Consider the following 26,946-nt stretch of genomic DNA (forward strand, 5'->3'; position numbering starts at 1 on the left):
TGGTTATATGTTTAAAGTTAAATTATATTAAAAATAATAAAAACGCCCAAAATTGACGTTTTTATTATTTCAATATTGAATTTTAAAAAATCATTTTTCTTTTAACTTATTTATACTTGTAACGATATCTTTTTTGGTCCCAAATGCTCCCGCTTTTGTTACAATTTTAATATTACCATAACGTTCATGAATTAATGTTGACATCACAATTCCGGGGGATATTTCTTGCTTAATACAACATCCTGCAGCTTGAATTTTATTAACAATATTAACGGCAGTATCACCACCGGTTAAAAACAATCCAGAAATAGAGACATTTTTTAATACAATATCTACAATAGATCCTAAACATTCTTTAACTTTAGTTATTGCATCATGAAAAAGAATACCATTTTCTTCTGAAAATGCTAAAGTCTGTTCATAATCAGATTTACTCTTACAGGTTGTTAAGATTACATCCTTTTTTTGAGACAATTTTAAGCAAATTTCTTCAGCATATTTATTATATGTTTCATTGTTAAATATATCAGCAGGTTCAATTTTTACAATATTAATTCCTTCTGACTCAGCATAATTTATTTGTTCAATTGATACTTGACTAATACTTGCAACAACACCTAGAACAGGATCTGTGGGATATAATGAGTTGAAAAGGCCTTCAGCTAATCCAGCGCTTCCAACATATAGAATTTTTTTATTAAGCTTCAATAGGATTTTTGATAAATCTGATATCTGTTTATCTGATACTATATCTATAACATGTAAATACTCATCAGAAATATTGAAACAATTATTATCTAACTCAGATACCTCATGATATCTGACTGATTCTTTAAATGCTTGATTAAGAATTTCTGCTAAATTATCAGTTTTAATAGGACTTAAAGGATCTTTTGTCAATTCAGTATTCATTAATGGTTCATCATTTAAATGCTGTTTTCCATTTTTAGTAATACGATTCATTTTGGGAAATGCGGGAGCAAATACAATTAAATCAGGGTGATAAACATCTGCAATAGCTCTGATTTCATGAGCTATATTTCCTCTTAAAGTTGAATCTACTTTTTTATAAATAATATCAAATTTACTTAATGCACAAACTTCTGATACCATTTTAAATACTTTATAATATGAATCGTTAGCATTAAGGTTTCTTGATTCAGTATCAAGCACTATTGAACTTGAATGAAATGCTGGAGACAATAATACATCTACATTTATCCCTCTTTTTTTCATCTGTATTCCTGTATCATTTGCCCCTGTAAAATCATCTGCAACAATCAAATATTGGGTTGTCATTATATTTACTCCTATTTAGCTTTCATTTCTAGTTTTGCTTTTTTCTTATTTTCTAACTTATTTAAAAAGCTAACTAAGATTGGACATAAAACTGCAGTAACAATAACAGCAGCAGCTACCTGTGCAGTTGCCTGAGGCATTATTTCAGCGAAAGTAGGATCAACAGCTGCTACAGCTGCTGGAGTAGCAACTGCATTTCCTGCGGTTGCACCTACAGCAGCCCCTACTTGCGGAAATTTAAAACGAAATAGTTTAAAAGCAAAATATCCTGCAAAACCTGTAATAAAAACACAGCTAATACCTAGTAAAATACCTGACATACCAGCATTAATAAGTTGATTAAAATTGAGAGCAGCACCTAAAGGAAAAGCAAAAAGAGGAATCAAAATACTTGTACCTGGAGCTAAAAATTTCCTAATATTATCATCTAAATTTCCAAGAATTAATCCCAGTAGAATAGGAACTAAGGCTGCTAATAAGACGGTAAATGAAATTTGAGCTAGACCTGTTGCTCCAAAAGCCAACATAGTAAAAAAAGGACCATCAGATAACGCGATGACTGATACAGCCCCAACATCAGTTGAATCTCCATACTCTCCAGCAAGTGCTGCATACAACCCACCATTTTTATTGGTTAATGAAGCAATTATTGCTAAAGGTGTAATTCCTAACACACCATATATACCCCAAAAATAATTTACGATGATACCTAATATTGCACCAATTAGAACTTTAACTAATAATAAGATAACTCCTTTTAGGACAGGTAAACCTGCCTGTTTTATCTGTATTTGTGCGCCATTACATAATAAAAACGCAGCTAATAAAGCTGGAGCTCCTGTTTTTAATAATGCTTCAGTGAATCCTCCAATTGAAAAAACTTGTGGAGCAAAAGTATTAGTAATAGCTCCAAGAACCAACGGAACAACCATCAATCCGCCAGGTATTTTTTTTACCGTATTTAAAATATTCATATTAATTCCTTTGAAATAATAATTGGTACTTCTTTACAAATCACCCACTAAATATGATTCAAATAAATCATTTTGATTTATTTGAATCATATATTATCAATAACAGCATTTAATTATATTTAAAATGATTAGTTTTATGACCAAGATCACACAAATATTATTTATGATTAAATTTAATCAAATTAAGTGGATTTTTCAAATTAAAAAATATATAGTTTAGAAAGATTAATATTTGAATTTAAAATTTCATATAAGGAGATAAATTGTGTCAAAAATCATAGCGATAACTATGGGAGATCCAGCAGGAATTGGGCCGGAAATTATTGTCAAAGCACTACAATCAGATATTGTAAAAAATATAAATTCGGTTGTAATTGGTTCGGCTGATTTATTAAAAAAACAATTAAAAATGGGATTATTTAAGAACATTAATCTTAATATAATCAATAGCGTTAGCGAAGCAGATTTCTCAAAAAATGTGATTAATATAATTGATATAAAATTGGAAGATATCGATTCATTGCAACCAGGAAAAATTCAACCACAAGCGGGAGATCTAGCTTATCGATGTGTAAAAAAAGCAACAGAATTAGCTCTTGCGGGCGAAGTTACGGCAATTGCAACAGCACCACTAAACAAAGAGGCACTACACTCGGCAGGACACATGTATCCAGGACATACTGAGTTATTAGCTAAACTCACTAATAGTAAAGATGTCGCAATGGTACTTTATACTGATTCACTAAAAGTGATTCATGTTACCACACACGTTTCACTACGAAACTTTTTGGATAAATTAAGTAGTGATAGAATTGAAAAAGTAATTAAAATTGCTGATGACTTTCTTAAAAAAGTAGGAATTTCTGATCCCAAAATTGCTGTAGCTGGTGTTAACCCCCATGCAGGAGAACATGGCCTATTTGGTGATGAAGAAATAAAATTTGTTACACCTGCTATTGAAAAAATGCGGCTTTGTGGCATTGATGCTATTGGTCCATGTGCACCTGATACAGTATTTTTACAAGCCCATCAAGGTAAATTTGATATGGTTGTCGCAATGTACCATGACCAAGGTCATATCCCACTTAAATTATTAGGCTTTTATGATGGGGTAAATATCGCAGCCGGACTACCATTTATTAGAACATCAGCCGATCATGGCACCGCATTTGATATTGCATGGCAAGGTATTGCAAAAGCCGATAGTATGATAGAATCAATCCGATTAGCGGAACTGTTATCATAGTGAACAATATTAATAAACATAGCAAAACAAAAAGGAGAATTTTCAGTGGGTAAATACAATCGACTTGATCAAATCATGGATTATCTTAAGATTCATAACTTAGTCACAGTCGAAGAGTTAGTTATAGCTACTGAAGCCTCTCCTGCCACAATTCGTCGTGATTTAATTAAATTAGATCAACAAGGAGTAATTAGTCGAACTCATGGAGGGGTTACTCTAAATCGTTTTATTCCTAGTCAACCAACTACATCTGAAAAAATTCATAAAAATTTTAATGAAAAACAGCTTATTGCAGATGTTGCAGCCGAACTAATAAAAGCTGGAGACTCAATAGCGCTTGATGCCGGGACAACAACTTTGGAAATTGCTAAAAGAATTACCCAAATGCCTGTCAGAGTTATTACATCAGATTTGCATATTGCTCTTTTTTTATCTGAGTTTAAACAGATTGAAGTGACCATCATTGGCGGTAAAATTGATGATAGTAGTCAATCATGCATCGGTGAACATGGACGTTCATTGCTACTACAAATTAATCCTGATATTGCATTTGTAAGTTGTAATTCATGGAGTTTAAGTAAAGGTGTAACTGCACCAACTGAAGACAAAGCATTAATTAAAGCAGGATTTGCTCAAAAGGCGGATAAAGTAGTACTTGTCGCAGATAGCAGTAAATACAATTCTTATTCTTTATTTACCTCTATACCACTCAATCGTTTTACCGATATTATTACCGATAACCATTTAGATACTGAAACAGTACAAAATCTTCAAAGCCAACCATTTAAGTTACATATTGCCAGTTAATATATTTCACAGATAAATCAATAAAAAATAAAATTCATTTATCTGTGATATTTGCCTTATTCTACAATTATCCAACTATTTCACTATCTACAAAAAAATAGGCAATTTCTCTTTCGGCGGATGAAATAGAGTCTGAACCATGTACTGCATTTTCTGTGGTGTTATCGGCAAAATCAGCTCTTAATGTTCCTTGCTCAGCGTTACTTAAATCGGTAGGTCCCATTAATTGGCGATATTGGTAGATGGCATCTTCACCTTCAAGCACTTGTACAACTATTGGACCTGAAATCATTAAATTAACTAATTTATCAAAAAAAGGCTTATTTTGATGTTCAGCATAAAAGCCTTCAGCTTGAGACTTTGTCAGCTTAATCATTTTCATAGCAATGATTTTGAGTTTTGCTTTTGATATTCGAGTTTCAATCTCACCTATGACTTGTTTGTTAACGGCATTGGGCTTAATGATTGATAATGTTCGTTGTATAGCCATATGAGAATTCCTTTATTAATCTGATATAAAAGTTAATCGAACAATTTGACCACTTTCATCTAATAATAATAAACGATGTATCCCCTTTTTGGTCACTGTTAAAGCAATTTTTTCATTATTATGGGAATTAGCTACTAAATCCCCATCTAAAAACCACCATTTTTCACCATAACCACCTTCTGGAATTAGATCAACAGTCACTTGATTAAATCCTGGTAAAGCTCTAATCAGTTGTTTATCACGTAGCCCAACAATATTGAGAGAAGAAAAGATATCCTTACCCATTACAGGACATGTTTTATCTATTGGAGGTAATATTGATTTCCTTCGTTCTTTAGTTAGTAACCAATTTTCTAATGAAACAGGCCATAATGCTACCTGTTTTTTTTGTGCACCTAAACAATCAGCTGCGACACGTTCACTTCGTTCATTTACCCAAATATTTATCCAACCAGAACGGTAAATGTTGTTTTTCAATTCGCTATAAGTACTTAATGTTGGTGGTACCATTTTATCCAATACCCATGCTGTTTTTTGCCGATGACAATTCGCATCCGATTCTGGAAGAGGTTGTCCTAATGGCCAGCAGATTTTCATAGAAGAAACTGATTTAGGCATTTCATTATCAATAATAGGTCGATTCAAACGAGTTTCTCTGTTTAATAATATTGAATTCACTTGCTGTAAAATTGGCATTGCTGACATTGAACCATATTGTCCAGGAACAGGAGTACCGTCTGGTCGCCCTACCCAAACACCGATTAAGTACCTTGGATTGATTCCAATTGCCCAAGCATCCCGATAACCATAACTGGTACCAGTTTTATATGCTAATAAATTACTATTAATTAGCATTTGTCTTGTTATCCAAGCGCTACCATCAGAAATAAGTGGTTTATTTATTAAAGGTTCTTTTTGAGTAAATCGTAACGGACTCACCTCACCATGCCGAGCAAAGGCACTGTAAGCACTAACAAGATTATCCATTTTTAACGAAGCGCCACCTAATATATAAGAAATATTTGGTTCATTAGCAATAGAGGATAAGGGTAAACCAATACCAGCCAGTTTGGCGGTAAATCGCTTTGGACCATATAATTCAATTAACTGAACTGCTGGTAGATTCAGTGATTTACTTAATGCCTCTGATGCGCTAACAGGGCCATAAAAACCTTCATCAAAATTAGTTGGTCGATAATCTGACGTTATACGAGGAACATCTTGCAATAAAGATTCAGAATGAATCATACCCTCATCAATAGCAAAGGCATAAATAAATGGTTTTAATGTAGAACCAGGAGAACGTAATGAACTAATCATATCAATCTGGCCAAAACGTTCTTTATCATTAAAATCAGCAGAACCTACATAGCCTTTTACAGTCATATCCGTATGGTCAACAACTAAAATAGCCAGTGATGTTTTAGGAGGTAACTGTTTTTTACGGTTAATCGCTAAATCTTCTAAATTATACTGGATAGACACATCAATGGTTGAATGTATAATATCCTCATTAGGATATTGCTGTTTTAGTCGATAAGCTAATAATGGAGCCAACTGCGGAGTCTTTCGTGGATAAACCCAAACCTCATCTCGTCGGACTTGTTCAATCAAATCATTTGACCATACTTGATATTCAGCCAATCTATCTAGGACTTTGTTACGCGCTTGCTTAGCTCTTTCAGGAAACCGATCAGGTCGTAATCGACTAGGAGCTTGAGGTAAAACGGCTAATAAAACAGCTTCACTACGGGTTAATGCTTTGGGTTGTTTACCAAAATAAGACCAGCTTGCAGCCCCTATGCCTTCGATCGTGCCACCATAAGGTGCATGATTAATATATAAAGTTAGAATTTCTTTTTTACTATAATGTAATTCTAATTGAAAAGTACGAAAAATCTGTTTTAACTTACCAAGCAGTGTTCGATCATGAGGATATAATAACCGAGCCACTTGCATTGAAATAGTGCTGCCACCAGAAATAATTTTATCATTTGTTATATTTTGCCAAGCAGCACGTAGTAAAGAAATTGGGTTAATACCAATATGATCGTAAAAATAACGATCTTCATAATTTAATAAAACGTCTAGATAATAATTAGGAACTTCATCAAGACTAACTGAATAACGCCAAATACCATTTTTATCAGCAAATCGCCATAATGGCGTTTCATCTTCAGCGATAACAGTCTGCGTAGTTTTATTTTGTGAAACAGATAATGGAAAAAGATAATCAGCAACAAAAAAGCTGCCAACGAATAAAACTAGTAATATCAATAAGAATTTAAATAGTTTACAAAAGCACTTTTTCATTATCGTTATTATATTATACAGCTAAATTTATTTAGAAATAAAAAATTCCGCCAACTATATTGGCGGAATAATCATTTTATAAAATGTAATGGTGAAATTACTTATCACCTTCTTCATTGTTATCCTTTTTACTAGGACTGGATATTGTCATCAAATCAAGTGATTGTCCTATAGCAAACCGATCTGGTCGATACATAGACTCAACATAAGGATAAGGAATCATGTAATCACCTGTAGTCACTGCTCTAACTAAATAAGCAACGCGTTTACGATATTTATTTTCATTGACATAGGTATTGATATTCACCGCAGCAACATATCTATCATCTCTAAATTCCTGATATTTAATCTCGTTAATATCCTCATTTTTTAATAAATCAGCAACCCATGGAATTGTTGATAAATTTACACTGCTATTAGCAAGATTTTGATTTTCTAGCTCCAAACCTGCAGGTAAGAAATCAACAATTAAGGCATCATGCACAGCTTTTTGAGCTGTTACATCTAAAACGACAACCATCATTGAACCTACTTCTATATTCGATGGTATTATCTCTTTACCTTGTAAATCATAATAGGTACGCTTAATAGTTAAAAAACCATCTTGCGATGTTGGTGCTGGAGGTGTTTTTTCATAGCCTGTAACAGAAAATTTAATATAAAGCGGCTCATCATGAGCAGAATTATTAATAGATAATCCTTGTGCTAATCCATCAAAATCATAGGAGTGAGAAACAACTGAATCAACATCATCAATTTTGCCATTTATTGAAACTTTGAATTGATTACCACTTTTATGTTGTTCTAATGTCCAACCAGCAATAAATAACGCATTTAATTCCTGTGTTGAGAAATAACGTTGATCATTTAATAAATCTGACAAATTATATAGATAATTTGCTTGATTATTCTGCGCCATATTATTTTCTATCAATAAAGAAAGAATTAATGACTGATCACGAACTGTACTACCATAATTACCTAACCACCTATCATTATATGTATATGGAGTAGTAAAAACTAACGGCAATAATTTGTCATAGGTTGCCTGATAACCATTTAATTTTGCTGTTACCGCTAAATGAGCTAATGGTAATGGTGAGTAGATAAATGATGTATCACTGCTCATTATTTTATCGGTTAAATAATTAATTTCATTACGCATTGCTGCAGTGATTTTCTCTTGTTTAGAAAGTATCATCAACGCATAGGCTTTAATAGATAATTTATTAAACTCAAGCACGTCTAAATCACCGTAATAGCTAAGATTACTAAATGCAGAGGCATCATAAATATATTGACCAATACGCGTCATTGCAGCATCAAGCGCTTTATCATTAACCTGATATCCGCGCTCTTTAGCTTGCAATAAAAAGTCTGTGGCATAGACTGTTAGCCAATGTTCTTCTTCACTATAGTTACTCCATAAACCAAAGCTGCCATTACTACGTTGCATTGATAAAATGCGTGAAATACCTGTTTGAACTTTTTCTCGGCGCTTTTCATCAGAATCAGTTTTAATGCCTAACTGCGCCAGTTGTTCACTGTTAGCATATAAAGATGGGAATAAGCCACTCGTAGTTTGCTCTAAACAGCCATATGGGTAAGCAAATAATCTTTTAATATATTGTGCAATATTTAACGGAGGTTGATTAGAGACCACTAACTGTCCTTCAACAGTATTTTCGATTAAACCAGTTAAAGCTTGGTCTGATAATTGCCAGCTTTCATTTGCATCTACTGCTGAGACATAAGATCTTGAAGTTGCGGCATATGCAGGTCTTATACCAATTGTCCAAGAACGACTTATATTGAAATCAGAATTATCTTCAAGCAAAATGCCTTTTACATCTATCTTTATTGTTCCTTTACCATAACCGTAATCGGCAGCAACAGGAATCTTAATAATATCTTTCTGTTTACTATCTAGTTTTACAGTAACCGATTTTGTTTCATTTTGATGAAGCAAACCACTAGCTGATACCTCAACTTGCATGTTTTGCGTACTACCAGTCAAATTATGCAAATCTAACGCTAAAATCGCCTGATCACCGCCAGATAAGAATCGAGGTGTTGTTAATTCAGCAATAACAGGAGCAGCAACTTTCATCGTTTTTTCAGCTCTGCCAAAACGATTGGTATCCCATGCTTGCGCCATAATTCGTAGTTCACCATTAAAATCAGGCAATGGTAAGTTAATTATCCCTTCGCCTTCATCATTTAACTGAATAGTTTCAAGTTGTTGTGCTACAATTAGGACGTCATTTAATGGTTTTTTACCACCAGCACCCATCGCATCACCACCAAAGCTCATGTTAACATTACGACCTGAAGCTTCAATCAATTTACCATAAACATCGTAAATACTGGTATCATAGCGTTTACGACCTAAAAATCCTGTATATGGATCGGGTGTAACAAAATCAGTTATATTTAACACACCGGAATCAACTGCAGAAACCAAAACTGTGACTTTTTTATCCTTTTGAATAAATTCTTTATCCATTTTGATTTTTATTGGTACAGTAGTTTCTGGTTCAACTTGTACTGGTGCATTGATTGCAACATTTAACTGACGGTCTGTTGTGTCAATTGGTAAATATAATAACCCAATTGCTCGTTTAACTGTTTGTACAGCAGCATCTGTCGATGGACGAACTATCATAGTACTAATATAAATGTCATGTCGTCCCCAATTTTCGATTGGTATATCAACATCTAAACCATTTTCATCAATAGTTATTGATTTTTTCCAAATGGTACCACCATTGCTTTCTAAAGAGATATAACCGGAGCCAGCAACTGGTGCCTGCACATTCACTCTGGCTATATCGCCAACTTTATAAGATGGTTTATCAATAGTTAACTTAACTTGATCTGGCCGTACAGATTTTGTGCCACGAGTATTATCTTCCCAATCATAACCAGCCCAAAAACGGAAACTTGTCACAACATTAGTTTGAGGATCAACAACTTCAACGCGATAAGAGCCATAATCAGTTGGTTGGAAACTTATTTTTGTTGTACTACCTGCATCAATAGATAATTGATTTTCTGAAACCATATATTCACTAGAATTATAGTTTACTCGCCAACCATCCTCATCTGACCAAGTCCAATAATAATTACGACGTTCGCGAATCAATCGAGCTTTTAGTGAATTTGTAGCTAACTTTTCACCTTCAAGATTAATATAAGCAATTTCAAATTCGGCATTATGGTCAATGTCAACAGTAGGACGATCATAATATTCATCCTTATTCCAATCATAATATGGTGAATCTTCAAATAGCGCTCGAATTGCAGGTAATTTATCTGCAGGCCATATGGTTTGTGTCGCATAACGTGTAACCGGTCGACCTCCTGAATCAAGTAGACTTGCTTGTAAAACCAATTTAGCAGGAGACTGTAATCCAGACCAATTATCTTTGCTAACCTCAATTTGAGTTAAACCATCATCATCCAACTCAACTTCAAGAGAATCAAGCTCACGATATAGGCTTTCGTCTGTCACTTTTCCAATTTTGAAGTCAGCTAGGCCAGTAACTGAATCGACGGTCTTTAAATAGAGATTAGCTTCTAAACTGTTACCTATTGCTGGTTCACCATATAAATACCAACCTTTAACATTAAAGTTAATATCTTCGTTATTAAGAACCGCCCCGCTTGTAGTGCTTTTTATTTCCATTGCCATACGTTCAGGCAAAAACTCTTCAACTTTAAAGTTCCAGTAACGATAATCATCATCGCCTAAATTAAAACGAATTGCCCATTTACCTGTTGCGGCATCATAAGGAATATCAAACGTTTGCTGATATAAACCATTTAAATCAGCATTACTTTTTAATTGGTAATTTTTAATCACTCGACTATCAGGAGAAAGAATATCAACAATGATAGGTTGATCTGGTAATGATTGCCCATCAGCATCACGTAATAATGCATTAAAATAGACGGTTTCTTCCGGACGATAAAGATCACGAGGTCCGAAAACAAACAATTGTTTTTGATAAAAAGGACTACCGGACAAATTGAAATCAGTCAAATTAAGCGCATTACGATCAATATTAACAAAAGAAGTTTGCTGGCCATCACTGGCTGTTAATAACGAATAGTCATAATTATTACCTAGGTTAAATTCAGCATAACCATCTTGATCTGTTACTGCTGAAATTGTATGACATTTTTTACTATTTTCATCTTTACGACACATTAATGATAAATCAATATTTGCTAATGGTTTACCATTATCTAAACCATGAGTCATTACTGCTATCTTAGCATTTTTATAACGATGAACTGACACACCAATATTACTAATTGAAAATAAAGTTGCTGGATTCGATTCATTATAAATACCTGCTTCATTCATCACAGCAATATAAACACCTTCTTGATTAAGTTCAGCAATATTAGCAAGGTTTACTAAAACTGTTTCTTGTGCATTAGGTTTTGGATGAAGATCGAATCTTGATGAATAAACTAAATCAGCATATTTAGTCAATTCTTTTGAACGCCAAATTGAAAGCAAATCAATAAAACCAAAATCATCCACTAATTTAGATAATTTTTCTGGTTTAATTTTAAAAAAGTTAATATCAATTTTATTTACATTCAGCGTTGTGACAGGTAATCCGCTCATAGATTTACTTGGTAGTAATATACCCGAACTTGCAAAACCTACTGTAGGTTGGCGGTCTTGAGTCGTAATTTCTTTTTGGTAAACAGATTCTAAATGACTGTCGTTGATAGCTGATAATAATTTATCAATGGTTAAAACCAGTTGTCGATCTGGTTGAAGATAACGATGTCTTAGCTCTAAACCATTATCAGATAATTCCCATGCTCCATCAACATTACCTGTTTTTCTATCAACTAATCTGAGTAAATTAGAAAAATTCAACTTAGGATTAAGAGGTACCGAAAAAGTCACTACTAAAGTACTTGAACCATCAATAATAACTTCAGAACTATCAATGACAGTTAATTGTTTTCCTTTGTACTTTTCAATTAATTCTGGCGTTGGATTAAAGGCATTATGAGATCCAGCCTCAGCTTCAGTTAAAGTTTCTGTTGCAACAGTATTGGTTTTATTGTTAATGACATCTGTTGCTACCTCAGTTTTATCAGCCTGTAGTGAATTTACTGTTTTATCTTTCTGATTATCACAAGCGCATAGCATCAAAAATAAACTTAACACCGCTAAGTGTTTTATCAATCTCATTATTTCACCTAATCCCTTACTGTTACAATGAATGTACTGCTTTTTTTATCAATATTATGCACTTTCAGACAAAGTTTAGCAAAACTTCTTTAATCAGATTTATAATTTTTTTATAATTAAGTTATGAATTTTGTTAAAAATTTTGAGGAACGGCCTTTTTGAGAAAGAAAAATAGGCAGTTAGAATTTACTATATTGTCAATAAACTCTAACTAGCGAATAAGTAATAACTTGTAGGTAAACTTAAAGTCAAGTTACTGAGATTTGATAAGCAATTTTTTTAAGATAAAGTTTAAAATAATTCCGTATAACGGTAAAAAGAATAATCCACAGATAATAATTTTAAAGCTATAATCGATAGTAGCAATTTCAACCCAATGCGTAGCCATAAATTCATCATTTGTTTTATAAAAGGCGATCGCAAAAAAGACGATGGTATCAATACCATTACCTAATATTGCTGATGCTGAAGGCGCTACCCACCATGCTCTATTTTTACGTAAATAATTAAACACGGTAATATCCATCAATTGACCTACTAAGTAAGCGGCAAAACTCGCTAAAGCAATCCGGAAAACAAAGCTATTAAACTCGGCTAACGCGGAAAATCCCATCCAATGGGTTTCAAAAAACAGTACTGAGATAGAATAAGAAAATAGTAAAGCGGGAATCATCACCACAAAAATAATCTTCCTCGCTAAACTCGCGCCAAAGACCCGAATAGTTAAATCGGTAGTCAAAAAGATAAATGGAAAGGTAAACGCTCCCCAAGTGGTATGGAAACCAAAAATATCAAAAGGGATTTGTACCAGATAATTGCTTGAAGCAATAACCAAAATATGAAAAAACGAAAGCCAACCAAGGGCTTTCATTTGTTGTGCGTGAGTAAATTGGCTAGTTTGTTCTGAATTAGTGTTCAGATACATAAATTTTTCCTTTTTTAATGGGGTAAGTGAACCCAGTGTTACAATTAATTTGAATGATTAAGATATTCGTTTAAACCTTTTTCGCGAAGAATACAGCTAGGACATTTACCACAACCACCATCAACGCCATAATAACAAGTATGGGTGTATTTTCGGACATAATCCAAATAACCAAGCTTATCGGCCATCTCCCATGTTTGAGCTTTAGTGAGATACATTAGCGGTGTAATAAGATTAAAGTTATAATCCATAGCCAGATTCATCGATACATTCATTGATTTAATAAAAATATCACGACAATCAGGATAGCCACTAAAATCAGTTTCACAAACACCAATAATAATGTCGCAAATATCTTGTTGTTTGGCATAACATCCAGCTAGAAGTAAAAACAGCATATTACGACCGTCAACAAAAGTATTCGGGTAATCCCCATCTTTGGCTGCTTTAATTTCTTGCGAGTCATCAATCAAAGCATTATTAGTGGTCTGTTTAATCACCGAAGTATCGATCACCGTTTGTTTAACGCCAAGATCTTCAGCAATCCATTTAGCTTTTTCCAGTTCAATTGCATGACGTTGACCATATTGAAAACTAATGGTTTCGACATTTTCACGACCATAATCAGCAATGGCCTGCAATAAACAAGTTGTAGAATCTTGGCCACCTGAAAAGATAACAAGAACTTTACGATTTTGCATTTTTAACGAATCCAGTAGAAAAATTAACGATTATCGATTTTTTCAGGATAAAGGTCATGATTAGCCAAGCGATTCAACGCTATTTGTTGCCAATCAGTACCTGCTTTTCCATAATTAACATAAGGATCGATAGATATTCCACCTCGGGGAGTAAATTTACCCCACACTTCTATATATTTCGGATCCATCAATTTAATTAGATCTTTCATGATGATATTAATGCAATCTTCATGATAATCACCATGATTGCGGAAGCTGAATAGGTAAAGCTTAAGCGATTTACTTTCAACCATTTTAATATTTGGCACATACGAAATATAAATAGTGGCAAAATCAGGTTGTCCTGTTATCGGACAAAGACTGGTAAATTCAGGACAATTAAATTTTACAAAATAATCATTTTCTGGATGTTTATTATCGAATTTTTCTAAAATTTCTGGACAATAGTCAGTAGGATAGCGAACGGATTGATCGCCAAGTAGTGTTATATTACTCATTTTTTTCCTTAGTTTTTTAGCGTGGGAGGTTCACGAACCACGTAATTAGGCGCCCACCATACTCTTTTTAAATAAAAAAGTCCAGTTTAAGCAACGTTGCGTGTCTTAACAAAAAGCACCATTAATACTAGATCAATGGTGCTTATTTATTGAGAACTTAGGTAAAAAGTGTGAGGAAAGCACTTTTTTAAGTCAAATATAACTTATTTGCTGGTCAATTGTTTGTAATAATCAGCAAGTTTATCTTTAGCATCAGCTAATTCTTTTTCGGCATCATTTAATTTCGCTTTTAATGCATCGATTGTATCTTGATGAGCATTAACTTTATCTTTTGCATACTCTTTGGTTTTTTCAGCTAATTCTTTGGTTTTATCTGTAACATCTTTAGTTTTTTCAACTACTAATCTTTTATATTTTTGTTCTAAGGTTTCATCAGTACAATTGGTATTAACTTCTTGCAACGCTTTTTCAAGACCTGTCACTTCATTGGTATTATTCGCTTTTTTGGCTTGTTCTATTTTCGTTTCAATTGCTTGCTTTTTAGCATCGCAATTTAAGCCTTGGTTTTCGTCATTGCTTGATGCATAACTATTTACCGAAAATGCAGTAACTAAAGTGATAATGCTTAACTTACTTAATAACCTTATTGCTGATTTCATATTGATTCCCCTTAAGTTTATTTTCTTAATTGAACACAATCTACTTTATGATCTTTACCTTTGGTTAAAATTAAACTTGCTCGTTCCCGTGTTGGTAGGATATTTTCAATCAAATTTAATTCATTGATATCTCGCCAAAGGCGGTTAGCAATATTCACGGCCTCTTCCTCTGGAAGCTTTGAATAATGGTTAAAGTAAGAGTTAGGATCACTAAATGCCCCAGCTCTAAATTTTAAAAATCGGTTAACATACCAATCGTGTAATAGCGGTAATTGTGCATCGACATAGATCGAAAAATCGACATAATCAGAAACAAATACACGATTATTAGCTTGAGTATAGTTTATGGTGCCTTGTAAAACATTTAATCCTTCAAGAATTAAAATATCTGGACTATCAACAACAATATGTTCATCTTCAACAATATCGTAAACTAAATGAGAATAAACGGGCGCCTTAACTTCTGCTTGTCCTGACTTTACATCAGCAACAAAATTAAGTAATTTTTTGATATCATAGGATTGTGGAAATCCTTTTTTATTCATGATACCACGTTCTTCAAGATAACGGTTAGGATATAAAAAACCATCGGTTGTCACCAATGCAACTTTCCGATGCTCTGGCCAACGAGTCAACAATGCTTGTAGGACACGGGCGGTAGTGCTTTTACCAACAGCTACACTACCTGCAATACCAATAATATAAGGTATTTTTTGACTTTTCCCTAAAAATTTTGATAACACTGCCTGGCGGCTAAAACTGTTGCTTATATAATAATTGAGTAATCGAGATAAAGGCAAGTAAATTTCACTTACCTCATCCATGGATAAATCTTCATTAATACCTTGTAATGAAGTCAATTCTTCTGGCGTTAAAGTCATTGGTACCGCATTACGCAAGCTCGCCCATTCTTGTCGGGTAAATTGCATGTAAGGGCTCAAATGATTTGTCATATTTTATTCTCTATTGCTAGCTGATATAAATAATTTGGCTCAGATTATACTAAATCTATTTTTTTACAATCATAAATTGGTATTATCTCATGCTCATAGCTATATTGATGACTTACTGGTAAAATACGTTTAGTGAGTTAATAATCAGATATTAAATTGAGATTGTATGTTAAAAAATAAATCAAAACAAAAACCTAAAAAAACCCGCCAAGAGATTAATGAAGAATCTCGTGAGTTAAAGCGCAAACGTAAACATAAAGGTTTACCGAGTGGTTCACGTTTTAATGGTCAAGATAACAATCAAAATAACAAAGCAACTAAAACAATAAAAGATCCTCGTGTTGGCAGTAAAAAACCAATTTCATTGGTAATAGATGATAATTCATCTATTAAAAATATAGATAAAATTAATCAACCCAAAATAACTAAAGCCAAGTTAATACCACAACAAGAATTAGAACAACTTGAAAATGATACTAAACTGGATCAATTACTAGATTTAGTAGAGCAAGGTAAAATCTTAACTGACGAGCAACAAACTTATCTTGATAATAAACTAAACCGTATAGACAAACTTATGCAAATATTAGGTTATGAAGATGAAGATTTCGAGGATGAGCAAGAAGAAACCAAAGAAGATATCGTCAGTTTACTTAAACGTAATTAAGTTAGTTTTAGTTAAATATGCATTATAAACCATCAATAATCTTATATACAAAATAACCACGATAAAGAGTCATATACCACCATGCTACTATTGATTATGCTAGGTTTATATTTAGGATTATTTATTTGCACATTATTATATTTAAAAAAAACTAATTACATTAAATTAAAAACACAAATAAGAGCAAAACAACGTAATACAGCAAAACGTTATGGAAATGACAATGTCAAACGCAGGATTAAATAAAAATGTGATTCAAACCCAGTTATGGGATCAAGCGTTAATTGAAAAATATAACTATTCAGGTCCAAGATATACCTCTTATCCAACAGCACTTGAATTTAACGAACAGTTTACTGAACAAGATTTCATTTTAGCGACCAACCTTTATCCTGAACGACCATTATCGCTGTATGTACATATTCCGTTTTGCCATAAACTTTGTTACTTTTGTGGTTGTAACAAACTGATTACACGACAAACCCACAAAGTCACTAAATACCTTGATGTATTAGATATCGAGATTACTAAACAGTCCGCATTATTTAAAAACCGGACTGTAACACAAATGCATTGGGGGGGCGGCACCCCTACTTTTTTAACTGATGCTGAAATTAGCCGCTTGCTCTCATCGATCAAAAAACACTTTAACTTTGCTCAAGATGCCGAACTATCCATTGAAATAGATCCAAGAGAAATAAGTCCACAAACGATTGATCATCTAGCTAATGTTGGCTTTAATCGGTTAAGTATGGGGATCCAAGATTTCAATCATGAAATTCAAAATTTAATTAATCGCGAGCAAGATGAAAATTTGATCCGTTCACTAATTACCCAAGCAAGAAAAAATAACTTTCGTTCTATTAGTCTAGATTTAATTTACGGATTGCCTAAGCAAACTGTTGAAAGTTTCACCGAAACATTAAATAAAGTGATTGATATTTCGCCTGATAGATTAAGTGTTTTTAATTACGCACATTTACCTAGTCGATTTGCTGCCCAACGTAAGATCAAAGATAATGATTTACCTAATGCAAGTCAGAAATTGAAAATTTTACAAACCAGTATTGAAAAATTGACTCTCGCTGGTTACCAATTTATAGGTATGGATCATTTTGCAAAACCAACTGATGAGTTAGCTATCGCACAACAACAAAACAAGTTACATCGCAACTTTCAAGGTTATACCACTAAGGGAGATGCCGATTTACTTGGTCTTGGTGTATCAGCAATAAGTATGTTGGGAGACAGTTATGCCCAAAACCAAAAAGATTTAAGAAGTTACCAAGATCAAGTCGAACAAAAAGGACATGGTTTATGGAAAGGATTTACCTTAAATCGTGATGATAAAATACGTCGAGATGTTATTAAACAACTTATTTGCCATTTTCAGCTTGATAAAAAACAGATTGAACAACATTACCATATCCAATTTGATGACTATTTTGCTGAAGATTTAAAACTACTTGCACCACTAGAACAAGATGGATTAGTTGTCGTTAATCAAGATAGCATCAATGTTCAATCTAAAGGCCAGCTTTTAATTCGTAATATTTGCATGTGTTTTGATATTTATATGCGTCGATTGGTGCGACAACAACAGTTTTCACGCGTGATTTAATTAAATAAATTCACGCATGACTATTTAATGATACTGATTTAAATGTTAATGACTGGCTAAATAAACCTTAAATTTAGTCGTTTGAGCAATAATTTCAACACTTTTAAATGTTTCATCCAAGATCGATTGATATGGTAAAAATGAATTTGCCACAATACAAAGATAACCATTTAGTTTTAAGTGTTTTTTTGCTTCCTTAATCAACTTATTAACTGCGGTATAACTTGTTTCTTTGCCATCGTGAAAAGGTGGATTAGAGATAATTAAATGATATTTATCGCTTATATCTGAAAACACGTCACTAGCAATAACACGTGCAACAATGTTATTAGCAGCTAAAGTTTCTTTACTTGATTCTAATGCAGCACTACTTACATCAGTTAATGTTAAGCTTATATCTTGATTTAGTTTACCTATTACTGTTGATAATATGCCCGAGCCGCAACCGACATCAAGGATATTTCCTTTGATAATATCACTATGATCCATAAGTGCATTTAATAACAGCTCACTTCCTGCATCTAAGGCTTTCTGGCTGAAGACACCTGGTAAGCTTTTAATTTCGATATCCTGATTTTCAATCGTTAAGTGATAACTCAACCACCAGTCTTTTACTTCAAAAGCCAAACGACTATCAGCTCGAAAATGATATAAACCACATCGTCTTGCACTATCTATTTTTTGGATAGAACCAAAGTCACTTAACAGCCCTTCCACACTTTTTACCCCAGAACGATTTTCACCAATGATAAAAATATCACTATCTTTAGGCATATTGTTCAATAAATATGATAACTGAAATTGTGCTTCACTCTTGGTTTTAGGCCAATAATAAATGAGGGTATTTATATCACTATAAAAAGATGTATCAGGATAGAGCGAAAATATAGTGTTATTAGCTCGTTTACTATTTTTAAAGCTTAAAAAAGTATGATATTGGGAACAATGAATCTTGACGATATTTGCTGCAATAATCGCAGGATAATTGTCTTGAATATCACCAGCAATAAGAATATTTTTATCATCAAAAAATGACTGATGACGTTCAAGTACTTGGCTAGCTGGAGTAAAAACAGATGTTGCCATAATGCCTCAATGAAAAACCTTTATAAATTGAAGCGAAGATTATACAATTAACTTTCTTTAATCCCTAGTAAAACCGTAATCTGACAATGACACAAACTGATTGGTATCTTAAGCAATGTAATATTACTCAATATGTTTTACGCAATTCGACCGTATTCCAGGGAGAACTTGCGACTCATATAGACGAAAAAATTCGTTTAATTGTCGTTGCTAAACAAAAACCAACACAAAAAATATATTACGATATTTTAAAAGCCATCCGTTTAACAGAAGAACAAGTATTATTTCTTACCCCTTCGCAATTAATTATTTCGGCGGATGAAGTGAAAATAGTGACATGGTTTATAGATGTGCTTAGCAATGAACCATGGCAAAATAATTTAACCATAAATACCAGTGATTTAGATTCGCTAGCGAAAGATCCACAACAAAAACGTAAACTTTGGCAGCAGTTATGTGAATATGAAAACAATTTCCATCCTGAATGAACATGATTTAACGGCAGCTTATGAGTTAGAGCTCATATGCCACCCTATCCCTTGGTCTAAAGAAACTTTTTTTTCAAATCAAGGTGAACGTTATATTAATCTTAAAATAACCGTTGATAATAAACTGGTCGGCTTTTGTATTTGCCAACAAGTTGCCGATGAAGCAACTTTATTTAATATTGCAATACATCCTGCCTATAGACAACAGCGATTAGCTAAAGCATTATTAAATCATTTAATTGATAATTTAACAGCCATAAGCTCACCACAGGTTATTTCAACTCTATGGTTAGAAGTTAGAGAATCTAACACGCCAGCAATTGAGTTATATCATTCAATTGGCTTTAATCAAATAACAGTCAGAAAAAATTATTATCCAACTGTTGATGGCCATCAAGAAGATGCAATTATTATGGCTTATACATTAACACTATAAATTAATTTAATGGGAATAATCATGCCCCAAAAAACAGCACTACTATTTGTCAATGGTGAACCTCCAAAAGATATTCCTAGTAATATAAAAGATTATACTTATATTGCCTGTACTGATGGTGCATATCATAGCTATTTAGTTAAATCAGCCGTTGAACCTGATTTTATTATCGGAGATTTAGATAGCATTGACTCAACTAGGGCAATTCCGTCAAAAACACAAATTATTCATACTCCAGATCAATCTAAGCCTGATTTCGAAAAAGCATTACTATTTTTAAATAGTAAAGGTGTTACAAAATTTACAATATATGGTGCATCAGGTGGAGCTAGTGATCATTTCTTAGGTAACTTGTCTATAGCTATGCAATACTATCATCAGTTCAAAATGTTGTTTTATGACAATTATTGCTATTTTTTCTTCGCTGATCATCATCAGATTATTGACCACGTAAAAAATCATATTATTTCGTTAATGCCATTGTCGACGGTAACTAATTTGACTATAACTGGCTTTGAATACCCCTTAAAAGATCAAACATTAGTTCTTGGCGGCTGCATTAGTTTACGTAACAAAGCCATTAATGATAAAGTAAAAATCTCTTTTAAAAACGGTGACTTACTAATTTTAGTTCAAAATAATTTGAATTAGATTGACACAAATATTTACATTACTTTACAATACTATTACAAACAATTAGCGTGATTTTGGTGAAAGGAACCGCTTTATGATAATAAAAAAACTTACTGTGCTTGTTTGTTCTTCTTTCGTTTCTTGCATGGCTCTGGCGCAGAACGATACCGTAAGCATTACAGATAAGATAGTAGATAGTTTTCTCGCTTGTGATAACCATTTTTTTGAACAATTGGCTGAAAATAAACAATTATTCAGCGAATATGTTGATTTAACAACAACAGATAATGTTACTTATATTCCTGTAGAATCAATTTATCAACAAAATAAAGATAAAGTTAATTTCAAAAAACCTCTTAAATACCACGGATTAACGATAACTGGCTATCAAAATATCTATATTCCAACCAATTTATCGGGACAATATTACTATTGGGGCTTTATCTTCGATAATAGCCAAGAGGAAATTACTAAAACACTTAATAATTTAAAATGGTTACAATATAATAACAATGTTTATATTGCCAATGCCAAAATTTATGATCGAAATGCAAAATCACCAGTATGGCAAGATAATCCCTACTCGATTGATGGTGTTGTCCCCAAACTTGGTACCATTGAAAAATCTCTTTATTTAGAAACTTTTACTGATAATCAAAACCGTATACTCTGTTCTATTCAAGGAGATATTAAGAAAGACATTCTTTATAAAGATCGCCCTGATATGAAACCACTTGATGAACAAATGGATAAAGTGCGTCAAGAAAAGATTAAAGCTTATAAATTGAAAAAACAACAAGAAAAAGAACAAAAAGAAGCTCAAGAAAAACAGTCTCAAACTCAACAAAATAAACCAATTGAAAATAGCTCAAAAGAGGGAGATAAAATTTAAATGAAAAAATTATGTTTATTTTTAATGCTCTTTTCTTTTACCGCTATCACTCATGCAGAAGAAAAGAAACCACTTACTGAAGCTGAATTAGCCTCTCAAGCTAAAGAGGTACAGGTAATGCTAAGTAATCCTAAAATTGGTGCTCAATTTACACCTCTATCTAAAACTGATGAGGACAACACTATTGGTTATTCTTATCTTGATAAAAATTCTATAAAGTTACATCCTTATAACAATAAAATTCGTATTTTTAAAGAAGTTTCTAATTATGTTCCAGCATTAGTTCAAAATATTGATAATGTAAAAACACCATATCACACTGTAGTTATTAATTATTATGCTAATTGTGATAAAAAAGAAATTGCAAAAGGTAAAATTGAACTTATCGAGAACTATTTTGCCGAAGGTAAATTGATAAACACTATTGATATTCCTAGTCGATGGATGAGAGCAGAAAAAGGCGATGAAAAGCATAAATTAATGGTTATTGCTTGTTCCTTACCATTAAACAGTTAGTTCCATTTTCATTCGTTTTTACACTCGCCACCTAGCGGTGGCAGAGTATTTTTTTTTATGCTAATATCAATTTATTAACTACAAAATTGTAATCACATCAATATGAATATCACGCAATTCCATGCATTAACGGATCAACTTTTTTATCAAATTGAATTATATCTAGATAAATACGCTGACGAACATGATATAGACCTCGATTATGAAACTAACGGCAACGTTATTACCATTAGTTTTCCAAACAATAGTAAAATTATCGTTAATACTCAAGAACCACTTTTTCAAGTTTGGTTAGCAACACAAAAGCAAGGTTATCATTTTGATTTGATTGATGACAAATGGATATGTAATCGAACAGATAAACCATTTGAAGAGATATTTGCTTTATCAGTACAAGAGCAATCAGAGCAATAATAATCCAAAAAGGATACTAAGCTAAAACTTAGCATCCTTTAATTATTTAGAATCTATCATTTACATTAAGGTAAGATTTGCCAGCTTCACTACTAGCCATTTAACCCCTTCATGAATGAAAGCAATTTGCACTCGTCTATGCTCACCTTCACCATCTAAATTAACAATGGTACCTTCACCAAAACGATTATGCTTAACTTTCCTACCTAATGTGTATCCATCGCTTTCTTTTTTCTTCTTAATATATGACTTTTTACGATCTTGGTAGAACTGCTCATTTTTATTGGAAGAATCATTATTATATGATGTTAAATTAGCTCGAGAATTGATTTCTTGCAAATTTTCAGTTGGTAATTCAGCTAAAAAACGTGATGGCAAATTACGCTCCTCACGGCCATAAAGTCGCCTTAATTCAGACAAAGAGAGAGTTAAAAACTTACGAGCTCGGGTAATACCAACATAAGCTAAGCGTCTTTCTTCTTCCATTTTTTCTCGTTCTTGAGAGCGTAGTGCAGGAAAAAGACCTTCCTCTAAACCAACAATAAAGACATTGTCAAACTCTAAACCTTTCGCTGAATGTAACGTCATTAATTGCACCGAATCTTGTTGATTTACTACGTCACGGCTTTCAAGAGAGGTAAATGCTAAAAATGATTCTAAAACAGTCAAGGTTTTGCCAGTTTCATTGTCTTGAATTACATTGTCTTGGTTAACTCTAAAAAATTGCTCTGCAGATGAAACAAGTTCCTCTAGATTATCTAATCTAGCTTGTCCTTTAATACCAGGTTCTTGTTCATACATTTGCAATACGCCAGATAATTTAATAATTGCATCTAATTGTTTATAAAATGGTAATTCATTAACTTCGACATGAATAGATTCCATTAATTCTAAAAAACGACTAATACCTGAGCGTTGTCTTTCAGCTAAAGCATTTTTTTCGATCAGCATTAAACATGCATCCCATAACGAAATATTATTCTGCTTAGCACATAATCTAACTTTATCTAAAGTGACACTGCCTATGCCACGAGTTGGGGTATTTACCGTAGTTTCAAATGCCATATCATTATCATGGTCATGCAATAATCGTAAATAAGCTAAAGCTAATTTAACCTCTTGCCTTTCATAGAATCTTATTGAACCATAAATTTGATAAGGTATACCGGCTTGTAATAAGGTATCTTCAAAAATACGTGATTGCACATTATTACGATATAAAATGGCACAGCTAGCATAATTATGATTATCAGCATGATATTTTTTTATTTGACCTACAACAAATCGTGCTTCATCAATATCATTGAAACCAATATATAGTGAAATCTTTTCTCCGTCACCACTGTCGGTCCATAAATTTTTACCCAAACGATTGCGGTTATTAGCAATCAACTTATTTGCAGAGTCTAAAATAATGCCTGTCGATCGATAATTTTGCTCTAAACGAATGATTTCAGTTTCTGGATAATCATCGATGAACATTTGTAAATTATCAGCATTAGCTCCACGCCAACTATAAATTGACTGGTCATCATCACCAACAATCATTACGTTTGCTGTGTCACCAGCTAATTTTTTCACCAACCAATATTGAATTTTATTAGTATCTTGAAATTCATCTATTAATATATTTGAAAAACGATGGCGACAATAATTTAAAACAGTTTCATTACTACAAAGCAATTCATATGCTCTCAAAATTAACTCTGAGAAATCAACATAACCAACTCTATCACAAATTGCTTGATAATCACGATAAATTGTTTGCCACATTGCTTGTTTCGAATCTTCTGGTTTTAGATTATCTGCCCTAAGTCCTTTTTCTTTTTGCGTGGAGATAAAGTTAGCACACTCTTTTGGTGACCATTCCTTTTCATCAATTTTAAGTTCACGAAAAATTCGTTTGATAAGGCGGATCTGATCTTCACTATCAATAAGTTGAAAATTCTCAGGTAATTTAGCTTGTTGAGAAAACATACGCAACAAACGGTGGGTTAAACCATGAAAAGTTCCTACCCACATACCATTTAAGTATCCTTCACCAACTAAAGCTTGTATACGCTCTTGCATTTCAGCCGCCGCTTTATTGGTAAAGGTAACGGCAAAAATTGAGTTTGGTGAATAATTTTTTTCAACACACAACCAAGTAATTCTATGAACTAATACACGTGTTTTACCACTTCCCGCACCAGCAAGAACAATGGTGTATTGGCTATCAGTTGTAACAGCATTTTTTTGTTCAGTGTTTAGGTCGATTAATAATGACTGTTTATTTTCCATGATGTGTTAACCCATCGCAATTATAGCCAACATTAATTAGTATTAATGTTGTAAATGTTGTAAACGTTTTTAATTTTTTCATTGTATTTATAATTATTATAAGTAGGTATAAAAAAGAACAAAGACAGGCATTAAATGTTTATTACATTTAATGCCTGTCTTTTTATACATATATGCACTGAATTATAACAGATTATCTAATTCTGGCAATTGTGTTATTTCAATATGTGGTAAACATCTAGCATCTGAAAGATGATAAATATCCTTACCAAAAATATTAATCCAACAAGCTAAAAAACCATTATTGATCGCACCATTGACGTCTGTCTCCAAATTATCACCAACATGCAAAATATAATTATTAGGAATAGCTAATTTCTGAGCGGCTAAAGCAAAAATTTCGGGAAATGGTTTTGAGCGACCATCAGGACCACCTCTTAGCGAAAATTTAAAATAGTCACCTAAACCGATTCTGTTTATATCAACATTACCATTAGTAATCACACCTAATGGGTATTTATTGGCTAATTTAGTTAGTAATATATGTGTTGATTTAGGAACAACCATTTTATGACGCCAAAAATTAAAACAATCAATAGCCTCATCAATAATCTTGCTATATTCATTTAAAGGGATATTGGTTTTATTTAATAACGATTTGATTGTCTCAACTCGCCAATCTATAACATCATGATATATTTCTGGATTTACAGCAAGGACCAACTTTTTTTCTTGATAATACAAATCCAAGGTTAGATACTGTAATGGCTCATATTGTTGTAAGTTTTTTATCACTTCCTCTTCAGCTTTATCAACAATCGTACTATTGTCATATAAAGTGTCGTCAAGATCGAATGTGATTGCTTTAATGCAGTTAATTGAACGATAAAAGTGCATTATTTTCTTCCTCTTTTAGCTCTTGGATGAGCCGAATCATAAACTTCTGATAAATGTGAAAAATCTAAATGGGTATAAACTTGGGTGGTGGATAAATCCGCATGACCTAGTAATTCTTGTACAGCGCGTAAATCACCGCTTGATTCAAGCATATGAGTAGCAAATGAATGACGCAGTTTATGCGGATGAATATGTGAACTCAATCCTTGTTTTATCCCCCATTGTGCAAACCGTTTTTCAACATTTCGTGGTGAAATTCGCTTACCCAGTTTAGAAATAAAAACAGCATCATCTTGCGGTTTTAAATCATTTCGCATAGTTAACCAGTGCTCAATCCATCTAATTGACTCTCGGCCTAAAGGCAATTTCCGCTCTTTATTACCCTTTCCTGTTACTCGGACTTCACCTTCAGTTAAATTTAATTCCCGACAATTGAGACTTACTAATTCAGAAAGGCGTAATCCTGAACCATACATCACCTCCAACATTGCCCTATCACGTACAGAAAGCGGATCACTATACTCAATATCAAGCAGCCGATTGATCTCATCGATATCAATATTTTTTGGAAGATGTTGACCCAATTTAGGGTTTAATACACCACGGGCTGGATTGGCTGAGATCAGATCATTTTTAACCATCCAATCAAAAAAACTGCGTAATGCTGATAATCTTAATGATAAACTACGAGCTTGTAAGCCAGTTTGTCGACTGCGACTAATAAGTAACCTCACAGCAGATGAATCAATATCCTGCCATTTAGTAATATCTAAGCCGTCAATTAAATCAATAAGCGCATAAAGTTGACGACGATAGTTAATTTGAGTATTAAGACTAAGTTGTTTTTCAGATTTTAAATAATTTAAAAAACGATCTACAGGCTCGGTTAAAAAAGAAGAAAGATTAGAATTCATTTTAACCATCATAT

General features: G+C 32.9%; 24 protein-coding genes and 1 riboswitch. Of the genes, 10 read left to right on the forward strand and 14 right to left on the reverse strand.

From position 1 onward, the window contains the following. Positions 1-90 precede the first annotated feature (90 nt). Together H3U96_RS08850 and H3U96_RS08855 are read right to left on the reverse strand one after the other, a co-directional pair. Positions 91-1,299: a four-carbon acid sugar kinase family protein gene (locus H3U96_RS08850; RefSeq protein WP_198196354.1), complete on the reverse strand. Its 1,209-nt coding sequence runs from the start codon at positions 1,297-1,299 to the stop codon at positions 91-93. An 11-nt stretch (positions 1,300-1,310) separates the two neighbouring features. Then, positions 1,311-2,273, reverse strand: coding sequence for a 2-keto-3-deoxygluconate permease (locus H3U96_RS08855; protein ID WP_065614291.1), 963 nt, complete (start codon positions 2,271-2,273; stop codon positions 1,311-1,313). 265 nt (positions 2,274-2,538) lie between these two features. Here H3U96_RS08855 and pdxA point away from each other — a divergent pair, with 265 nt between their 5' ends. Next, entirely contained in the window at positions 2,539-3,519 is a 981-nt protein-coding gene (pdxA, locus tag H3U96_RS08860) for a 4-hydroxythreonine-4-phosphate dehydrogenase PdxA (protein ID WP_065577998.1), read from the forward strand. 45 nt (positions 3,520-3,564) lie between these two features. Then, a complete protein-coding gene (locus H3U96_RS08865; RefSeq protein ID WP_086357046.1) occupies positions 3,565-4,326 on the forward strand; it encodes a DeoR/GlpR family DNA-binding transcription regulator in 762 nt (253 codons plus the stop codon). A 67-nt stretch (positions 4,327-4,393) separates the two neighbouring features. Here H3U96_RS08865 and ndk read toward each other — a convergent pair whose 3' ends face one another. From ndk to coaA, 8 genes are all read right to left on the reverse strand, one after another. After that, positions 4,394-4,816: a nucleoside-diphosphate kinase gene (ndk, locus tag H3U96_RS08870; protein WP_198196356.1), complete on the reverse strand. Its 423-nt coding sequence runs from the start codon at positions 4,814-4,816 to the stop codon at positions 4,394-4,396. Between the two features lie 15 nt (positions 4,817-4,831). Further along, the gene (pbpC, locus tag H3U96_RS08875) at positions 4,832-7,129 is read right to left on the reverse strand and encodes a penicillin-binding protein 1C (protein ID WP_198196358.1); all 2,298 of its coding nucleotides are present in this window, start codon (positions 7,127-7,129) and stop codon (positions 4,832-4,834) included. A gap of 97 nt (positions 7,130-7,226) precedes the next feature. Beyond that, the gene (locus H3U96_RS08880; RefSeq protein ID WP_198196360.1) at positions 7,227-12,353 is read right to left on the reverse strand and encodes an alpha-2-macroglobulin; all 5,127 of its coding nucleotides are present in this window, start codon (positions 12,351-12,353) and stop codon (positions 7,227-7,229) included. A gap of 253 nt (positions 12,354-12,606) precedes the next feature. After that, positions 12,607-13,278 (reverse strand): 7-cyano-7-deazaguanine/7-aminomethyl-7-deazaguanine transporter, encoded by a 672-nt coding sequence (locus H3U96_RS08885; RefSeq protein ID WP_065578001.1) that lies wholly within the window; start codon positions 13,276-13,278, stop codon positions 12,607-12,609. Between the two features lie 44 nt (positions 13,279-13,322). After that, positions 13,323-13,979 (reverse strand): 7-cyano-7-deazaguanine synthase QueC, encoded by a 657-nt coding sequence (gene queC / locus H3U96_RS08890; protein ID WP_198196362.1) that lies wholly within the window; start codon positions 13,977-13,979, stop codon positions 13,323-13,325. A 23-nt stretch (positions 13,980-14,002) separates the two neighbouring features. Then, the gene (gene queF, locus H3U96_RS08895; RefSeq protein WP_086361174.1) at positions 14,003-14,476 is read right to left on the reverse strand and encodes a preQ(1) synthase; all 474 of its coding nucleotides are present in this window, start codon (positions 14,474-14,476) and stop codon (positions 14,003-14,005) included. A gap of 2 nt (positions 14,477-14,478) precedes the next feature. Beyond that, positions 14,479-14,523, reverse strand: a riboswitch (PreQ1 riboswitch). Between the two features lie 156 nt (positions 14,524-14,679). Then, positions 14,680-15,135, reverse strand: a complete 456-nt coding sequence (locus H3U96_RS08900) for a DUF1090 domain-containing protein (RefSeq protein WP_034901394.1) — start codon at positions 15,133-15,135, stop codon at positions 14,680-14,682. A 17-nt stretch (positions 15,136-15,152) separates the two neighbouring features. Then, a complete protein-coding gene (gene coaA, locus H3U96_RS08905; RefSeq protein ID WP_034901396.1) occupies positions 15,153-16,088 on the reverse strand; it encodes a type I pantothenate kinase in 936 nt (311 codons plus the stop codon). 166 nt (positions 16,089-16,254) lie between these two features. On the opposite strand from coaA, the gene yihI reads away from it, so the two are divergent. Together yihI and hemN are read left to right on the forward strand one after the other, a co-directional pair. Further along, complete coding sequence (yihI, locus tag H3U96_RS08910; protein WP_086360836.1) at positions 16,255-16,755, forward strand: Der GTPase-activating protein YihI; 501 nt, start codon at positions 16,255-16,257, stop codon at positions 16,753-16,755. Positions 16,756-16,978: 223 nt separating this feature from the next. After that, positions 16,979-18,376, forward strand: coding sequence for an oxygen-independent coproporphyrinogen III oxidase (hemN, locus tag H3U96_RS08915; protein ID WP_086360837.1), 1,398 nt, complete (start codon positions 16,979-16,981; stop codon positions 18,374-18,376). 45 nt (positions 18,377-18,421) lie between these two features. Here the strand turns inward: hemN and rsmC are convergent, their stop codons facing one another. Next, complete coding sequence (gene rsmC / locus H3U96_RS08920; RefSeq protein WP_065614300.1) at positions 18,422-19,462, reverse strand: 16S rRNA (guanine(1207)-N(2))-methyltransferase RsmC; 1,041 nt, start codon at positions 19,460-19,462, stop codon at positions 18,422-18,424. A gap of 86 nt (positions 19,463-19,548) precedes the next feature. Between rsmC and H3U96_RS08925 the strand changes: the two genes are divergently transcribed. The 6 genes from H3U96_RS08925 to cyaY all read left to right on the forward strand — a co-directional run bounded on the left by H3U96_RS08925 (position 19,549) and on the right by cyaY (position 22,841). Continuing rightward, a complete protein-coding gene (locus tag H3U96_RS08925) occupies positions 19,549-19,950 on the forward strand; it encodes a DNA polymerase III subunit psi (protein ID WP_034901402.1) in 402 nt (133 codons plus the stop codon). Further along, the gene (rimI, locus tag H3U96_RS08930; RefSeq protein ID WP_065578006.1) at positions 19,925-20,386 is read left to right on the forward strand and encodes a ribosomal protein S18-alanine N-acetyltransferase; all 462 of its coding nucleotides are present in this window, start codon (positions 19,925-19,927) and stop codon (positions 20,384-20,386) included. Before H3U96_RS08925 ends, rimI begins: the two co-directional genes overlap by 26 nt. A gap of 21 nt (positions 20,387-20,407) precedes the next feature. After that, positions 20,408-21,037, forward strand: a complete 630-nt coding sequence (locus H3U96_RS08935) for a thiamine diphosphokinase (RefSeq protein WP_165755090.1) — start codon at positions 20,408-20,410, stop codon at positions 21,035-21,037. 76 nt (positions 21,038-21,113) lie between these two features. Further along, positions 21,114-21,911 (forward strand): hypothetical protein, encoded by a 798-nt coding sequence (locus H3U96_RS08940; RefSeq protein WP_065614304.1) that lies wholly within the window; start codon positions 21,114-21,116, stop codon positions 21,909-21,911. Further along, complete coding sequence (locus tag H3U96_RS08945) at positions 21,912-22,427, forward strand: surface-adhesin E family protein (protein WP_086357035.1); 516 nt, start codon at positions 21,912-21,914, stop codon at positions 22,425-22,427. Positions 22,428-22,529: 102 nt separating this feature from the next. Beyond that, positions 22,530-22,841 carry an iron donor protein CyaY gene (cyaY, locus tag H3U96_RS08950; RefSeq protein WP_086360839.1) on the forward strand — a complete coding sequence of 104 codons (312 nt, stop codon included), beginning with the start codon at positions 22,530-22,532 and terminating at the stop codon, positions 22,839-22,841. Positions 22,842-22,901: 60 nt separating this feature from the next. On the opposite strand, the gene uvrD is transcribed toward cyaY, so the two are convergent. The 3 genes from uvrD to xerC all read right to left on the reverse strand — a co-directional run bounded on the left by uvrD (position 22,902) and on the right by xerC (position 26,932). After that, on the reverse strand, positions 22,902-25,121 hold the full coding sequence (uvrD, locus tag H3U96_RS08955; RefSeq protein WP_086360840.1) for a DNA helicase II: 2,220 nt from the start codon (positions 25,119-25,121) through the stop codon (positions 22,902-22,904). 183 nt (positions 25,122-25,304) lie between these two features. Continuing rightward, complete coding sequence (gene yigB / locus H3U96_RS08960) at positions 25,305-26,018, reverse strand: 5-amino-6-(5-phospho-D-ribitylamino)uracil phosphatase YigB (protein WP_065578012.1); 714 nt, start codon at positions 26,016-26,018, stop codon at positions 25,305-25,307. Beyond that, positions 26,018-26,932, reverse strand: coding sequence for a tyrosine recombinase XerC (gene xerC / locus H3U96_RS08965; RefSeq protein WP_086360852.1), 915 nt, complete (start codon positions 26,930-26,932; stop codon positions 26,018-26,020). Before xerC ends, yigB begins: the two co-directional genes overlap by 1 nt. Between the last annotated feature and the right edge of the window lie 14 nt (positions 26,933-26,946).

The organism is Gilliamella sp. M0364, assembly GCF_016100565.1.
In the GTDB taxonomy this organism is placed as follows: domain Bacteria; phylum Pseudomonadota; class Gammaproteobacteria; order Enterobacterales; family Orbaceae; genus Gilliamella; species Gilliamella apis.

Coding starts and splice junctions, on each gene's coding strand:
- uvrD (WP_086360840.1), bottom strand. CDS start 25,121: ATGGAAAATAAACAGTCATTATTAATCGACCTAAACACTGAACAAAAA.
- H3U96_RS08925 (WP_034901402.1), top strand. CDS start 19,549: ATGACACAAACTGATTGGTATCTTAAGCAATGTAATATTACTCAATAT.
- H3U96_RS08900 (WP_034901394.1), bottom strand. CDS start 15,135: ATGAAATCAGCAATAAGGTTATTAAGTAAGTTAAGCATTATCACTTTA.
- ndk (WP_198196356.1), bottom strand. CDS start 4,816: ATGGCTATACAACGAACATTATCAATCATTAAGCCCAATGCCGTTAAC.
- yigB (WP_065578012.1), bottom strand. CDS start 26,018: ATGCACTTTTATCGTTCAATTAACTGCATTAAAGCAATCACATTCGAT.
- xerC (WP_086360852.1), bottom strand. CDS start 26,932: ATGAATTCTAATCTTTCTTCTTTTTTAACCGAGCCTGTAGATCGTTTT.
- hemN (WP_086360837.1), top strand. CDS start 16,979: ATGTCAAACGCAGGATTAAATAAAAATGTGATTCAAACCCAGTTATGG.
- rimI (WP_065578006.1), top strand. CDS start 19,925: ATGAAAACAATTTCCATCCTGAATGAACATGATTTAACGGCAGCTTAT.
- queC (WP_198196362.1), bottom strand. CDS start 13,979: ATGCAAAATCGTAAAGTTCTTGTTATCTTTTCAGGTGGCCAAGATTCT.
- yihI (WP_086360836.1), top strand. CDS start 16,255: ATGTTAAAAAATAAATCAAAACAAAAACCTAAAAAAACCCGCCAAGAG.
- H3U96_RS08880 (WP_198196360.1), bottom strand. CDS start 12,353: ATGAGATTGATAAAACACTTAGCGGTGTTAAGTTTATTTTTGATGCTA.
- H3U96_RS08850 (WP_198196354.1), bottom strand. CDS start 1,299: ATGACAACCCAATATTTGATTGTTGCAGATGATTTTACAGGGGCAAAT.
- queF (WP_086361174.1), bottom strand. CDS start 14,476: ATGAGTAATATAACACTACTTGGCGATCAATCCGTTCGCTATCCTACT.
- H3U96_RS08935 (WP_165755090.1), top strand. CDS start 20,408: ATGCCCCAAAAAACAGCACTACTATTTGTCAATGGTGAACCTCCAAAA.
- H3U96_RS08855 (WP_065614291.1), bottom strand. CDS start 2,273: ATGAATATTTTAAATACGGTAAAAAAAATACCTGGCGGATTGATGGTT.
- rsmC (WP_065614300.1), bottom strand. CDS start 19,462: ATGGCAACATCTGTTTTTACTCCAGCTAGCCAAGTACTTGAACGTCAT.
- coaA (WP_034901396.1), bottom strand. CDS start 16,088: ATGACAAATCATTTGAGCCCTTACATGCAATTTACCCGACAAGAATGG.
- cyaY (WP_086360839.1), top strand. CDS start 22,530: ATGAATATCACGCAATTCCATGCATTAACGGATCAACTTTTTTATCAA.
- H3U96_RS08885 (WP_065578001.1), bottom strand. CDS start 13,278: ATGTATCTGAACACTAATTCAGAACAAACTAGCCAATTTACTCACGCA.
- pbpC (WP_198196358.1), bottom strand. CDS start 7,129: ATGAAAAAGTGCTTTTGTAAACTATTTAAATTCTTATTGATATTACTA.
- H3U96_RS08945 (WP_086357035.1), top strand. CDS start 21,912: ATGAAAAAATTATGTTTATTTTTAATGCTCTTTTCTTTTACCGCTATC.
- H3U96_RS08940 (WP_065614304.1), top strand. CDS start 21,114: ATGATAATAAAAAAACTTACTGTGCTTGTTTGTTCTTCTTTCGTTTCT.